Origin of the sequence: Lentibacillus amyloliquefaciens (genome assembly GCF_001307805.1) — a bacterium.
Taxonomy (GTDB): Bacteria; Bacillota; Bacilli; order Bacillales; family Amphibacillaceae; genus Lentibacillus; species Lentibacillus amyloliquefaciens.
Genome location: NZ_CP013862.1, coordinates 830,225 through 843,898, shown reverse-complemented (window position 1 = coordinate 843,898; position 13,674 = coordinate 830,225). Strand labels below are relative to the sequence as shown.

The 13,674-nt window shown below is 33.5% G+C and carries 15 protein-coding genes; 1 reads left to right on the top strand and 14 read right to left on the bottom strand.

From position 1 onward, the window contains the following. Positions 1 to 256 precede the first annotated feature (256 nt). Positions 257 to 1,375 (bottom strand): ATP-binding protein, encoded by a 1,119-nt coding sequence (locus AOX59_RS04200; RefSeq protein WP_237049369.1) that lies wholly within the window; start codon positions 1,373 to 1,375, stop codon positions 257 to 259. Positions 1,376 to 1,624: 249 nt separating this feature from the next. On the opposite strand from AOX59_RS04200, the gene AOX59_RS04195 reads away from it, so the two are divergent. Further along, positions 1,625 to 2,140, top strand: coding sequence for a DUF2621 family protein (locus AOX59_RS04195; RefSeq protein WP_082684123.1), 516 nt, complete (start codon positions 1,625 to 1,627; stop codon positions 2,138 to 2,140). Between the two features lie 56 nt (positions 2,141 to 2,196). Here AOX59_RS04195 and AOX59_RS04190 read toward each other — a convergent pair whose 3' ends face one another. The 13 genes from AOX59_RS04190 to AOX59_RS04130 form a co-directional block, all read right to left on the bottom strand. Beyond that, positions 2,197 to 2,679 (bottom strand): CcdC family protein, encoded by a 483-nt coding sequence (locus AOX59_RS04190; protein WP_068442260.1) that lies wholly within the window; start codon positions 2,677 to 2,679, stop codon positions 2,197 to 2,199. Between the two features lie 96 nt (positions 2,680 to 2,775). Next, positions 2,776 to 3,201, bottom strand: a complete 426-nt coding sequence (locus tag AOX59_RS04185) for a Na(+)/H(+) antiporter subunit B (RefSeq protein WP_068442258.1) — start codon at positions 3,199 to 3,201, stop codon at positions 2,776 to 2,778. Positions 3,202 to 3,295: 94 nt separating this feature from the next. Further along, positions 3,296 to 4,003: a cytochrome c biogenesis CcdA family protein gene (locus AOX59_RS04180; RefSeq protein ID WP_068442256.1), complete on the bottom strand. Its 708-nt coding sequence runs from the start codon at positions 4,001 to 4,003 to the stop codon at positions 3,296 to 3,298. 422 nt (positions 4,004 to 4,425) lie between these two features. After that, entirely contained in the window at positions 4,426 to 5,016 is a 591-nt protein-coding gene (locus AOX59_RS04175; protein ID WP_068442255.1) for a hypothetical protein, read from the bottom strand. A gap of 14 nt (positions 5,017 to 5,030) precedes the next feature. Then, positions 5,031 to 5,375, bottom strand: coding sequence for a hypothetical protein (locus AOX59_RS04170; RefSeq protein ID WP_068442252.1), 345 nt, complete (start codon positions 5,373 to 5,375; stop codon positions 5,031 to 5,033). A gap of 66 nt (positions 5,376 to 5,441) precedes the next feature. Then, positions 5,442 to 6,218, bottom strand: a complete 777-nt coding sequence (locus AOX59_RS04165) for a hypothetical protein (protein ID WP_068442250.1) — start codon at positions 6,216 to 6,218, stop codon at positions 5,442 to 5,444. 701 nt (positions 6,219 to 6,919) lie between these two features. After that, a complete protein-coding gene (locus tag AOX59_RS04160; protein ID WP_068442248.1) occupies positions 6,920 to 8,248 on the bottom strand; it encodes a phage portal protein in 1,329 nt (442 codons plus the stop codon). 51 nt (positions 8,249 to 8,299) lie between these two features. Next, a complete protein-coding gene (locus tag AOX59_RS04155) occupies positions 8,300 to 9,874 on the bottom strand; it encodes a terminase large subunit (RefSeq protein ID WP_082684122.1) in 1,575 nt (524 codons plus the stop codon). A gap of 18 nt (positions 9,875 to 9,892) precedes the next feature. Next, positions 9,893 to 10,294 carry a hypothetical protein gene (locus tag AOX59_RS04150; protein ID WP_068442246.1) on the bottom strand — a complete coding sequence of 134 codons (402 nt, stop codon included), beginning with the start codon at positions 10,292 to 10,294 and terminating at the stop codon, positions 9,893 to 9,895. Continuing rightward, positions 10,291 to 10,518 carry a hypothetical protein gene (locus tag AOX59_RS04145; RefSeq protein ID WP_068442245.1) on the bottom strand — a complete coding sequence of 76 codons (228 nt, stop codon included), beginning with the start codon at positions 10,516 to 10,518 and terminating at the stop codon, positions 10,291 to 10,293. The genes AOX59_RS04150 and AOX59_RS04145 overlap by 4 nt, the downstream gene beginning before the upstream one ends. A 193-nt stretch (positions 10,519 to 10,711) precedes the next feature. Further along, positions 10,712 to 12,160 (bottom strand): hypothetical protein, encoded by a 1,449-nt coding sequence (locus AOX59_RS04140; RefSeq protein WP_068442242.1) that lies wholly within the window; start codon positions 12,158 to 12,160, stop codon positions 10,712 to 10,714. A gap of 325 nt (positions 12,161 to 12,485) precedes the next feature. Next, positions 12,486 to 12,674, bottom strand: a complete 189-nt coding sequence (locus AOX59_RS04135; RefSeq protein WP_068442238.1) for a hypothetical protein — start codon at positions 12,672 to 12,674, stop codon at positions 12,486 to 12,488. Further along, positions 12,671 to 13,495 carry a hypothetical protein gene (locus AOX59_RS04130; RefSeq protein ID WP_068442235.1) on the bottom strand — a complete coding sequence of 275 codons (825 nt, stop codon included), beginning with the start codon at positions 13,493 to 13,495 and terminating at the stop codon, positions 12,671 to 12,673. The genes AOX59_RS04135 and AOX59_RS04130 overlap by 4 nt, the downstream gene beginning before the upstream one ends. Positions 13,496 to 13,674: the final 179 nt, after the last annotated feature.

Sequence of the window (13,674 nt, the reverse complement as noted above, 5' to 3'; positions counted from 1 at the left end):
TTCATCTTTTCTAAAACACCTTACGATTTGATAAGAAATCCAGCTTATAACCATAGAATATGGCATAAACTTGACCTCATTTATGCAGATAAAATCTTTAATATTTGCTATCTGCAAAAAAGTTTCTACGATTATATCTTATAAGAAATGATTCTATAAAACAATCAATATATAGTGAAAATGTATATATTAATAAGTTATTAAATGTGATAAGAAATACTTATAAGATTACATTTATAGTTTATTTCCATTTATCTCACAGATTTGGCAAAATGACCCTGAATGTGCTTCCATGCGTTTCATTTCGCATTATTTCAAGGCTTCCTTCATGTCGTTCAAGAATTTGTCTCGTAATCATCAAACCGAGTCCTGTACCGTTTTGTTTTGTCGTAAAAAAAGGTTCCCCCATCTCATTCAGAACTTCATCAGTTATACCGGGCCCTTCATCAAGGATATCAATATAAACCTGGTTATTTTCCGGATAGTTATTAACAGTTATGCACCCTGGTTCTTCCATCGCTTCAATTGCATTTTTCAAAAGATTAATAAAAACCTGTTTGATTTGAGATCGGTCACACGTCACCACCTGATCCGACTGCTGATTGTACAGCACCTCAATATTTTTTAATCTCGCTTGAGGTATGAGCAGAGTCACAACATCATCGATCATTTCCCTCAGGTTTTCTTTATCTTTATGATCTGTCATAGGTTTTGAAATAAATAATAACTCTGAGGTAATTGTTTCCATCTTTTCAATCTCATCAACCATAATCTTGTAGTATTCGTCTTCCCTGTTCACACCGGCTTGCAATAACTGTAAAAAACCTTTTATTGATGTGAGAGGGTTCCTGATTTCATGTGCAACGCCTGCTGCAAGCTGACCGGCAACTGACATCTTTTCAGACCGTATCATTAGCTCTTCTGCGTCTTTTTTATCCGTGATATCCTTTGTGGCAGAGATATAATATAGCTTCCCATTTGTATCTTCAATACCTGCCACCTGATTTTCGGTCCATATGTTTTTGCCGGAAGCATTCCGTACGTTAAGATGAATCGTTTGTTTTATTGTTTGGATGTAATCGATATTATTTTTAACGTGAGAAATGTCTGCAGCGGAAACCCAATCAGACCAGTTTGTACCGAGCATTTCAGAGATGGGATAGCCCAGTATGTCTTCCGCTGTTTTTGATATGAAAACAGCCTCCCCGTCCTGGTTCCATAAAGTGATGAATCCCGCCATATTCCGATCTATCCACTTAAGAATTGAAGAAGGCAATGAAGCAAAATTATAAAATTCGCGAAGGTTTTGAATTGAAATTGAATGTTTCTCGTCTTCGTTTATATCAAATGGTTCATCCCGGTAACGATTGCTCACCCTTCCCCCTCCTTGCTTGATTGATTATCAATCATTCATATGACAAATTTAACGAATATATGCTAATATATGTATGAATGAAACTATGTAGCCAGTCTAAATTATAATACAATTCTTAATTTATGTAAAAAGCTCATGACCTGAATTAATTTTGATGATTCATCAGTATCATTAGATAATATAATAGCCCATAAAAATAAAAAATTAAAGGAAAATATTGTTAAATAATAAAGCAAAATAGGTGATAATATGTCAATGATAGACGATATACTGATCATTTTTTGGGGATTTTTAATGATCAGCCTAATGGGAATCGGCGGTTATTTTATGTTCCGTAAATTCCTGAAGCAGCTTCCAAAAGAAGACGGCCATTCAAATATGGAATGGGAAGAGTACTATGTAAATAATACAAGTCATCTGTGGCAAGAAACTGAAAAGTCACTGCTTGAAGAATTGGTTTCACCCGTCCCTGAATTATTCAGAGATGTGGCCAGACATAAAATTGCCGGAAAAATTGGGGAAATAGCCTTAAAGAAAGAGAACCGTCACATAACTCAGGATACATTAATTGAAGGTTATATTCTGGCGACGCCTAAAAGGGATCATAAATTTTTAAGAAAAAAATTAAAAGAAAAAGAAATCGATGTTGAACCGTATGAGCATTTATTTGAGTTATCCCGCAGCAATTATGCGGATAATTGGAAGTCCCGTTATAAAAAAATGTCGTCAGAAAAGGTCAATTCTCTTAAAAATACCGGCAAATAATAAGTTCTTAATGAATATAATAAATGGCAGCTCCTGTTAAGAAAGGGGCTGCCATTTTATATAGCGTTCCGATTAATTACAAGATTTTTTTCAAGCTTTTTAAATTTATAAAGCATAGCCAGACGCCATGTTACAATCATCCCGAAAGCAAGAAGGAAAAACATACCGCTCGTTTCGCCAAATGAAATCGTCGAGCCAATCACCAGTTTTATAATAATCCTGATGAACAACAAACCAAATAAAATAAAAGCAAACGCTTTAGATGGAATCAAATATATGTCCTTCTCTTTAATTTCAAATTTAGAAGTTTTGATTAAAAATACAGAGAAGATGACACCGATTACGATGGCTTCCAATACTTGCAGCATGTCCACCCGAAACACAGGAAACAAAAACATGAATGCACCTGTACTCATAAACAATGGAGGCAATATAATTTTTTTTACAGTTGCCGGTTTTTTAGCGGCCTTCAACCGAATGGCAATCATCGCAATCGCCATAAAGGTTGCAACAATCGTACTTGCTGTCAGCCAGAACATTGGTCATCAACTCTTTCTCTTGTTATCAATCAGTGTCGATTTCTCCCGGCACATAAGATTGCAAAATGTAATACCTTTACTGGTATAGCATAGACGTTACCGGTCTTCGGCGATCGATAAAATAATGGTTATCGTAACACCAAATACTGTTAAATAAACACCAAGATCAAATAGCATCGCGGTTGCAAGTTCCAGCTCACCTAAAACAGGAAAATGGAAATAATCAAAGGTTTGTGATAAAAATGGCTGCTGAAACAGAAAAGAACCCAAACCTGTTCCTGTTGCGACCAATAAGCCAAGTGGCACTATTTTTCGATAATTCAGCGGAAGGAACTTTTCCAATACGGTTATTCCATATGCCATGTACATCAGTACAATTGCAGCAGAAGTCATCAGTCCACCAACGAATCCTCCGCCTGGTGAATTATGGCCTGCAAACAGTAAATAAATCGAAAAACCCAACAGAATAAAAGCGATCAGTGATGTTATAGTACGCAAAATAAGATCATTTGGTTTATACATTCAGCTATTACTCCTTTTCTTTGTTCGACGCTTTTATGTTGAATTTATTGTAACATATTGACCGCTTCAAATTCAGCAAAATTCATCGGCCGTCTTAAAAACCGCTGAAACCAAACAGCGCTGCCAGAAATGCGGTCAAATCAGCCATCCAGTCAAAGTATAAAGCGATGCCCATGAATACCATAATATAACCGCCAATTTTGGTTAGTTTAGCACTATTCTGTTTGATCCACTTCATTTTTCCGACAAAAAATGATAATACGAGAAATGGTATAGAAAAACCAAGTATATAACTTATCATCATTATCATGCCCAAATCAGGATTTGTAGCGGCCAGTGAAATGACAATGACTAATATGGGTCCCATGCAAGGTGTCCATCCCAGCGAAAAAGCCAAACCAATGATAAAAGATCCAAAAAAGCCTGCCGGGCGATTCTTGAAAGTGATTTTTCGGTCTTTCATAAGAAATTTAAAATTAAAGACCCCTACAATGACAAGTCCAAAAAACACAATTAATATGGCGCCGATTTGTCTGATAATATCCCTGTTGGCTTGCAGGAATTCGGAAATAAAAGAAGTGCCAAACCCGAGCATAATAAAAACGAGTGAAAAGCCAATCAGGAAACATACCGTATGCAAAATACTTTTCCTGGTAAGCATGTTATTTTCATCTTTTAATTCATTAACACTCATACCGGTAATATACGAAAGAAATGCCGGATAGAGCGGTAAAACACAAGGAGAGATAAATGATAATAATCCCGCGCCAAAAGCTATGAAGACATTAATTTCTTCTGACATGATACGCCTCCTACTCTATGCCCTGAATATATATTATCAGATGTGCGCAGCGCAAGCCGAAACTGTTTTTGACAATAAAGCAACACTTATATTTTAAGTTCAACTTTTTAAATTGGCCCATACATAAAATCCCCCTGATATAATGAGATAACAGAGGGATTTGAGCAATTTTTATGAATAATAGCCGTTACTTTCCTTTACCTTTACCTTTTTCTTGCTGTTGGTTATTCATTGACCGCATCATTTGATTGATTTTTTTCTGCGACGGTTGGTAATGAATAAAACCAAATCATTGACACATCAAGGGTTAAGGCATTTTTCCGAACCACTTTTTCTGATAAGTAAAATATAGCATAAAAGAATGGCTTTGTCCAATATAATGGTATGTTGTGGTTAATTTTTTTCGAGTTTCTACATTATTATTATGAAGATGATTGAACCCATTCCATTGTAAAAATACGTAAACCTGATTGAAGCAAATTAATATCTACTATATTATAATTGTGATTTAGTAATTGATGTTCTGTGTTCATTTGAAGTTTCTGACTTGATTCATTATCAGGCATAATTACCGTAATACGATTATCAGGTACAACAATCTGACCACCATCTAAGGTTGGCGTACCTTCCTGATACGCAATACAAGGTAAATCTAATGTCACCTCTTTTGGTTCTTCTGTGTACACCTTATTTCCAAGACGGTCATAATAATATTCGCCTTCTGTCATGTACGTATATTGAAGTGTATTTGACATTGGACGCATAGTTGCCATATAACCATAAGACCGTTTCGCTTGAACATCAGTAATAATCAGATATTCTACATTGTAATAAATAATAATGTCGCCACGATTGATTTCCCAATTTGTTTGAATATTTTTGTCATCAAAATTAGGCATTGAATCAGATACAGATTGACTTGTAATAATTGCTTTACGTGAGTTGGTTTCACTATTCAATTGAATTGGTACAGAAAATTGATTTAATAATTGGTTAAAGGATTCTTGTAACATTTTATCACCTACCTTTACCGATCAAATAAGAAGAATGTATTTGAGTTATATTGTGCTTGCTCGTCAGTTTTTAACATTCTAATTTTATATTCCAATTGGTCTATTCTGTTCTGAATATTAGTGGCAAAATCTGATACAGATAATTCTTCACTTTTAATATTTTTAAGCGTTTCAGGTGAATTTGCGATTGATTCAAGGACAGATAAAGCCGATTTATATATATTACGTTTGTTGGTGGCTGATTTAGCATTGTATTCTTGATGTGGTTGCAAGTCATTTTCTTCGAGATAGATGATTAATTCCGATTGATCTAGTTGGATACCTTTTGTTTCCATTTCTAAGCGTTGGATATTGTTCATTTGTACACCTTCCTTTATAGATAATAAAAAATACCCCTCAAATTTGAAGGATAGGTAAAATTGTTATTATTTGTATATTGTTCCAGACATAGTGCCGACAGACGCTAACGCTTCATTTACAGATGTTGATCTTGTAGTGCTATCTGAATAAAATTCATCTAAAGCACTAATATAATAATATTCAGTTTCCGTGATTGTATATCCTTGATTATCTAAGTTATAAAAGGCATTAGATACCGCATGAAATTTTTGATTATCAGTTAAATTTATCCAATCATTTCCGTTTTTACTATCAATAGTAGTTTCGGTATCTTGATTATCCTTTTCTTCAAAGTATTTATCCACACTGGCAGATACTTTATCTTGTTCTGCTTTAGGTTTGTATTCTTCACCTGAGTTAATGTTAATCGTATAGTTATGGTCACTTTCCCATTCTTCATAATCTATTTTATAAGTATCTTCACCTGATATAACTTCGATATTTTCAATAGAGCATCCTGTTTTTTCAACATCACAATCCAAATCACCGTTATAATAATCATCCATAATTTTTTTAACTATATCAACCATTTTATAATACTTTTCATCTTTAGTTAATTCATTAAATCTATTAGATGCTTGTAAACTAATAGTGTAGTCATAAAGGTCGTACCCTTCATATCTTACCGACCCTTCATTGATAAACTCGATTTCATCATTTATATATGGGGAAATATTATCGTAAGTTAGTATACTCTCACTAATACTATTTGTTTTTTCCTCATTAGGTTCTACACTTTCTGCAATCCCACAACCAACTAATACAATGGACAAAGTAAACAAAATAAGTAAAAATTTCTTCATTTTCCATAATCCCCCTTTTCGCTTATAGTATAGGTCAAATTTCCTATAATTACAAGAAAAATTTTCCTATAGTTTGAATTTTTTCAAAAAAGGGTGTACAATTGGATTAGATTAGATATTGTGATATATTATTAGAAAGCCCCCATATTCCTTATTTTTTTCCGTGCGTACAAAATTTGGTATGCTATGCCGACCTCTGAGAATGAGGGGGTGAAATATCGCCATATAAGCCCATATACAAGCGTTTTGCCTATGTTTACACCTCTTATAACCTCACACACGCCTATAACAGCCGAACCTCTGCATTGCTGGCATTTTTGGACTATAACAGCGAATCACCCATCACCCCAGTGAATTTTTGCTTAATCTATCTATAAGATATATCAACCATATGAACCCTGATATGACAGTATTTTATGTCTTATAATACTCATTGTACGACAATAGCATATAACAGCCGATCATTTATGACCGCCAATGAAAATACGCTATAACAGAAAATGGTTTGTATCACTGCGATTTCAGGGTTCTTGTGTAATTTTATATATTTATTTCGTGTCTCGAAGTATTTCTATTGTAACAGCGAAAATTTTTCAACATTTATTATTTCCCAATTATTCCCCATCACATCAACATTTCTATACAATACTACATCTAGTATTATTTGCTATAACAGAACTCAACATGTATCACTGGCAATACTATTCATCAACTGTATTTCCGCTATCCTGTTCCACACCTTCATTTGCCAATCGTTCCATCTCACTCACCTTATCCAAGAATGACACATTATCCAACACACTTTCCGTACTAATCGCACCGATACCCTTTAAACTTTCAATATTTTCTATCAGTTGTGTGGTATCTTTCGGCATATCAGGACTGAACACGAATGACGTTTCTTCATAATCATCATCATCAAATGTAATACCTTGTATAGCCAATACATTTCTGATCTTATCTAATCTCTGTTCAAATCCATCTTGTAAATACTTACTATTCATATTTGCTCTAATCAATGACAAATAGAAGATTGATTCAACTGCAATATCGCCTACGTTACTGATTGTACTGCCACCATTTAATAATATGTTCGGCATGTTGGATATATCCATGAGGGCATTACGCAATGTACCATATAAACTCTCAAACGCCTTATGGTCAAATTCATTCGTCACATATTTAAAATCTGCATCATCATCAAGAGCAATCCCAACACCATTACCATGCTTTGGTAACTCAACATTAGTTAGTTGCTGTCCAATAGAAACAGGCGTTCCCGTAATATATCGTCCAAATCCGTCTATGGCTTCACTAAGAAGGTTCTCCATACTATCTAATATATCTATAATATCATTCAATGGGCTGTGTCCTCTTGTACTGTCAACCTCATTATCTGTCTTATAATGTATAGGCAAGCCAGTTATGTTAGGTCTTTGCTCAACTAACCTTATATCTTCCCCTTGACTATTATTATATTTAGCAACAACATCATCAGTAAACACAACATAGAAATCCACATAATCGCTATGATAGTATTGTATAAAGGCAAGCATTTCATTTGTTTCAGGGTCATAAATAGGGTACGATTCAGCCACATCTAGGACTTGACTATATATTTGCCCATCTTTAACATACACATATTCAAACGCTTCCCCATATCGTACCAAGTCACCTAACAATCTATAATCAATCTTATGGTATTTGGCTTTCTTATATACTCGATTGAGTTCCTGAACCACATCTTCTACACCTGACAACTGTACTGGATTCCTGCCAAGTAAGAAATTAACAGTAAACTGTACGATTTGCTTTGCATAGTTCAATGTAATCCGTTCGACTTCCATCTCTTTACCATTAAATGTTTCATTTGGTCTAGTGTTGACTTTATGCTGATTCTTGCCAAGATACTCTTTAATATCAATAATTTGACGAATATGCTGTTGTTGTGGAACGCTATTAATTTCTTCCATTACAAATTTCTGAAACTGTCCATCATATCTGTTCTTGATATATTCTTGTAAGTCCATGCCATCATTCCTTTCATTGATTTATTCACATTCCCCACAACTGGGAAACTCTTAGATATACCACTTATTTTGGTCTTTAGCCAAGTTTGCCAATGACGCTGAAATTACTTTGTCATCATGGTTATCAGTACCTTGTTTATTGCCCATTTTATTATTTACGTTTTGATAAATTTGCATCTGTTCTAAAGTTTCAGTGTCATTTAATAGTATATATCCACGTTCAAAATGTTCTTTAAATTTCTCTAATAATATCGGCTTACTATGTACAGTAGTTGTGAAACCTAACTGGCTCTTACGTTTACCCTTCTGGTCAAAGAGTTTTTCCTTGTACAAGTTCATCAGTTGGTATTCATCACGCATTTTTTCAATTAACACAATACCAACGTTATTTCTTTCAATCGCTGTAAATGGCTGTCCATACCACATCAAAAGGTCATAAAGTACATCTGCAAACTGATAAACTGGTAATTTATTCGTTCCAAGTGAAGCAACCTCTACACCTTCGTCATCTATAATCGTACAAGTGGAACTGTCGCCATTGCCTGAACCATGTGCCACGTCCACACCTGCATAATAGCGTTTCTTAGGATTAAACTCATGAAATATTTTCAATTCTTTGCCTATGTATTTCTGCAAACTATCAGGAACACCACTTAATTCCTTTAACGGTATATCAGGCATAACATAATTAATACGTTCAAGGACTTTTTCTTGTGAGAACACAGATCTATTGGTACTGATGAACGATTCCATGTCATTACTGGGGTATTCCTGATAAAATTCTTCTATTTTCATATCTTGTAACTTATACTCACGCCACATTAACTGTTTCAGGTTAGCACCTTGTTCATATAGACGCATCTGTTCTTCATTTAAATCCTTTTTCCGTAACCTATCGCCAGTTTGGGCTTTATACCACTGTTCTGCTTCGTCATATTCACCTTTTTTGGATTCCCTATAAAATGGGTGAAACCACGGAATGAAGTAATTTTTGTACTTTGAGTTACCTCGTTTACTTTGCTGATACAACTTATAATAATGGTTATTTATGCCCGCACTGGTGGTTTCTATGGATATTCTACCCTTATCTATCAATGCTTGTTCAATAGACAATAACTGTTCTTCCTGATTAGAATAGAAGGCAAATTCCGATAAATGTGCCCAACTGATTGACATTCCACGTCCAATATCCTTGTATCCTGCAACGGTACTCACTACACGACTACCATTTTCTAACAACAATTCATTCTTATTATCTCTTTTGGTATCAGGGAACAGATTAGGATATTTTACCCTTGGCAGATTTTCGTTCATAAATTTTAACGTGTTAAAGAGTGCCTTAGCACTATCCCCTTCATACGACACAATCAATATGTTACTGTTTGGCTGTCTAACAGCATCAAAGATTGCTCTAGCAAGCATCATACTGCTAATACCAGCACGTCTGGCTTTGTTGATTATAATGTAACGGTTATCTGTCATCATGTCATTTATTTCTTGTTGTGCAAGGTTTAATTCCATAGGTACAGTTTGATTCTGCGTATTAACAATATGTATAAAATTGCGACTAAACAACTCAAAGGAATTAAATATTTTCTGCAACTTTTGCTTTTTAGTTAAAGCCATTCAATCACCCCCGATTCTCTATATCTCTAAGTCGTCATCTTCGACTTCATCATCATCTTGTTTATTAAATATCTCATTTACAATTTTTCTGTTACCTTTAATTTCATCTTGCAACTTCAAGAATAATTTAACGTCTTTATCCTCGCCTTTTTCCTTTGCACGTTTTGCAACTAAATTATATATTTCTTCAAAATCATGCGTTGAACGAATTTCCATGTATAATTGTAAGAGTGCCTTATATTCTGCTGTCTTTTCCCAATCATAGAAACTGTTCATGGTTTTAACTTGTGTATAATGGATTAATTCTTCTTCTGATTTCTTCTCTCTACGCTGGTCATATCGAATATCAAATTTCCATTTGAAGTATTCTGCTTTTTTCCAATTAATCTGCTTTAAACGCTGATCTAATTCTGATTTCATTTTTTATCACCTACCATTGACTTTAATTTTTTATTAAATTGTTCTAATTTTTGATTCATAACAATGGTGTGTTCAAGATTATTGATGACCCGTTCCTTAATATATTCAATCCACTTTAACTGTCTCATACGTTTATCATTACGTTCATCTTGTATTGCTTTAAATTCTTCATACTTTTTTTCTAATATTCGTTCTTTTTCAATTAATTCACTTCGATTTTCCATAATTTGATTCACCCTTTTTGATGATTTTTTAACTTTTAAATAACAACCCCACTGTTAGGTTGTTAGTCAGGTTGTTAACTTGTACTTCCATTGTGTGCCATGCAATTCGGCTTGTACTATAACCCCTTAAAATATCGGAACTCCTACTCTATATGTGATTGATCGAGGATATAAAAAAGCCCTAGAACAATGTCTAGGACTGTGTTAAATCAATTCTTTTTACTTTGCTTTCATATTCGTTTATACGTTGCTGTAAGGTAATATTTCTGCCATCATCTAAACTAATAATATCTTCTTCCCAAACTTCATCATATTCTTTGTTCTCATTGTATGTTTCAAGTAACTCATTCCTGAATTTCTCTAACTCTAATCCAATATTATATACATCAAACTCGTCATAATTGGAATAAACTTCTCTGAACTTATCTAACAACTGACTTAAAACATCATCAGAATAACTATGATAGACCTCATAATCTTGATTTTCTTTTGTTACAATGTTAAAAATGGAATGTTCACTCAAATAATCACTATCACCATCAAACGGACTATCCATCACTTGAACACGATACAATTCATCATTTATTTGAACGTCATTAATGCTGTCTAGGTAAACATCTTCATTATCTCTCACGACAACAATTTGACCATCTTTAATCTTATCTATTTTCGTTTGTTTTTGTTGTTCTGCCAAATCTTCCTTTTTCTGCTGTTCACGTTCAACAATCTTATCTTTTGCTAGTTCCATATTCTTCTTGTCAATATGTTTAAATTTATCATTACCGTTCATAATACGTTTACGTTTCTTGTCACATTCAGCCACAAAATCCTTAGAAACATGGTCATCTTTTCGTTTACGTTCAATATAGATAACATAATCATCAACATCTAAATTATTTTTATTCACCCAATTACCAGTGTCAAATGGATATTTGCTACTTTCGCCCCAATCATCACCAATTGTTACAGGTGTAGATTTTTCTTCTTTATCCTGCTTACGTTGCATATTGGATTTTTCTTCTTCTTCAAATGGATAAATGGAATACTGATTAGGATTACGTGTCTTTTGACCTGATCTTATTTCACCATCTGAATAGTCACCGACATTACAATAGATAACTTCTTTGTCTACTGCTGAATCAACATATTTCTTTGCTGTTGTAGGTGTCATATCTAATATTTCAGCCCATCTATTGTACGAACTTAAAAAGACACCGTTACCCTTCCAACTTGCAACAACAAAGTAAATATAAAACATTGTCTTATCTGTGACAGAATCAAACTTACTAAAATGGATACTTTCATATCCACCTAATTTTGACATTTCACTAAATGTAATTTTGAATAGTTGGTTGCTTTTACTTGTCAATGATTCATCAGTTTCAATAACACCCTTTTCAATCAAAGACAATAATAAATTTTTAATAATTGGTCTACTTTCACCTTTTCGACTATGGAATTGAATATCACTGTATTGTCTAGTATACTTGTCTAATAAATCAATAGTTACCAATGTTTCTGAACTATAGTTTATCAATCTTCTTAAAACAGAATACAGATACAATTCGTCAACTGACAAATGATATTCGCTACCCACTTCCCTGAACACATTGTACAATCGAATACTTTTACCTTTTGACATTTACTGATTCTCCCTACTTTTAAAATTTATATTTAACCAACAACCAACCAACAATTATTGATGTGGAAGATGGTTTTGAACTTGGACTTTTGAACTTGAACTTAAAGTGTAAACGAAAACAATAAAACTCTATTTGTATAGTTATATTGTAAATATAGTTACATTGTAAACGTATTAATTTTATGTATGATTTGTACATGATTTTAGTATACCACCTATCCAAAAAGATGTCAAATTTGTACATCATTTTTACAAAAACAGTGTACATTTTGTACATCAAATTGGATACCTATAATTTTGTGTTAAATCTGTACATCAAATTTTATTACTTATTTTGTGCTTTATATGCGTCTAAACATTTCTGAAGTTCAGGTGACTTCGCATACAAACTAAACGTATTCTTACTTTTAGGATTGATCGCAACGGTCAAAGGTACAATTCCTGATTCCTTATAAATAAAATCTGAAAGCACCCGACTGTAACAATAAAATAATTGCTCGTTTTTAACTGTCATATTTTAATCTCCTTTGTATCTTTAACTGTATATTTATAAAATCTCTTATTAGTCAATGCAAAACTAATTACATTCGGCTTTAACCTTCCTGATTCGTTTCCTTTTACCGTTCCATATTTGTTTGTATATTGAGTTTGCAAATGGAATGGTTGTAAAGGTAAATCTAATTGTAAATTTAGGGCTTCTGACAACATCTCAATTGGCAAATCTGTAAGTAAATAGCCATTTTCATCAATTTGTATGTCCGAACTTAACTTATATTCCCGAATCAGATCATAGTAATCTTGCTTATTTGTGTCATTGAGTAAATCAATCAATTCTTCAAATCCTAACAACTCTAAATATTCATTATGCACTTCTTTAAATCTGTCGTCATAGTGACCAAGAAATGAACTGTCAATGGACAATAACAACATCTTACCTTCCTTTGTTTTAGGTAAAGGCAAATCATAGAATGACCACATCAACAATGCTGTGCTACCTGCATATTTATCAAAGTAGTTGTCGCCTGATATATTTAATATGCTGTTTATGTTGGCTGAATTTGGATTAACTTTGCTATCTTTATTTATACGTGTTACATGATTATCCCAACATTTTCCATATGTCAAAGCAAGATCAATCCCTAGTGATGGCTTTTGGACATTTTTGTCCATTTTATAGACATTATCAAAATCATAGAAATAGTTAATTTGATTCCCATTTACTTTTTGTTCAATCGCACAACCAACCAAACTATCAATATCATTTGTCAATGTGACTGCTAAGGGTTGAGCCATGAAACACCAATTCGGAAATTTATCCTTTAATTCTTTTTTCATTTTTTATGTGAAAGAATCAAATCTTCCACTTCCAACTTACTCGGCTGTATTCTTATTTGTTATTTCCTGCCATTCCACGACCATTAATGTTTAGGATTGCGTTTTATTTCCTAAACGGTCAAGGAAATGGACTATTCTGTATTCTTCACACTTTCACCTCCACTTTTTGATTATCAATC

What these genes read in the sequence shown, in the direction of transcription:
- AOX59_RS04195 (WP_082684123.1), top strand. Translation starts at nt 1,625, where the DNA reads ATGTCAATGATAGACGATATACTGATCATTTTTTGGGGATTTTTAATG.
- AOX59_RS04190 (WP_068442260.1), bottom strand. Translation starts at nt 2,679, where the DNA reads ATGTTCTGGCTGACAGCAAGTACGATTGTTGCAACCTTTATGGCGATT.
- AOX59_RS04185 (WP_068442258.1), bottom strand. Translation starts at nt 3,201, where the DNA reads ATGTATAAACCAAATGATCTTATTTTGCGTACTATAACATCACTGATC.
- AOX59_RS04180 (WP_068442256.1), bottom strand. Translation starts at nt 4,003, where the DNA reads ATGTCAGAAGAAATTAATGTCTTCATAGCTTTTGGCGCGGGATTATTA.
- AOX59_RS04175 (WP_068442255.1), bottom strand. Translation starts at nt 5,016, where the DNA reads ATGTTACAAGAATCCTTTAACCAATTATTAAATCAATTTTCTGTACCA.
- AOX59_RS04170 (WP_068442252.1), bottom strand. Translation starts at nt 5,375, where the DNA reads ATGAACAATATCCAACGCTTAGAAATGGAAACAAAAGGTATCCAACTA.
- AOX59_RS04165 (WP_068442250.1), bottom strand. Translation starts at nt 6,218, where the DNA reads ATGAAGAAATTTTTACTTATTTTGTTTACTTTGTCCATTGTATTAGTT.
- AOX59_RS04160 (WP_068442248.1), bottom strand. Translation starts at nt 8,248, where the DNA reads ATGGACTTACAAGAATATATCAAGAACAGATATGATGGACAGTTTCAG.
- AOX59_RS04155 (WP_082684122.1), bottom strand. Translation starts at nt 9,874, where the DNA reads ATGGCTTTAACTAAAAAGCAAAAGTTGCAGAAAATATTTAATTCCTTT.
- AOX59_RS04150 (WP_068442246.1), bottom strand. Translation starts at nt 10,294, where the DNA reads ATGAAATCAGAATTAGATCAGCGTTTAAAGCAGATTAATTGGAAAAAA.
- AOX59_RS04145 (WP_068442245.1), bottom strand. Translation starts at nt 10,518, where the DNA reads ATGGAAAATCGAAGTGAATTAATTGAAAAAGAACGAATATTAGAAAAA.
- AOX59_RS04140 (WP_068442242.1), bottom strand. Translation starts at nt 12,160, where the DNA reads ATGTCAAAAGGTAAAAGTATTCGATTGTACAATGTGTTCAGGGAAGTG.
- AOX59_RS04135 (WP_068442238.1), bottom strand. Translation starts at nt 12,674, where the DNA reads ATGACAGTTAAAAACGAGCAATTATTTTATTGTTACAGTCGGGTGCTT.
- AOX59_RS04130 (WP_068442235.1), bottom strand. Translation starts at nt 13,495, where the DNA reads ATGAAAAAAGAATTAAAGGATAAATTTCCGAATTGGTGTTTCATGGCT.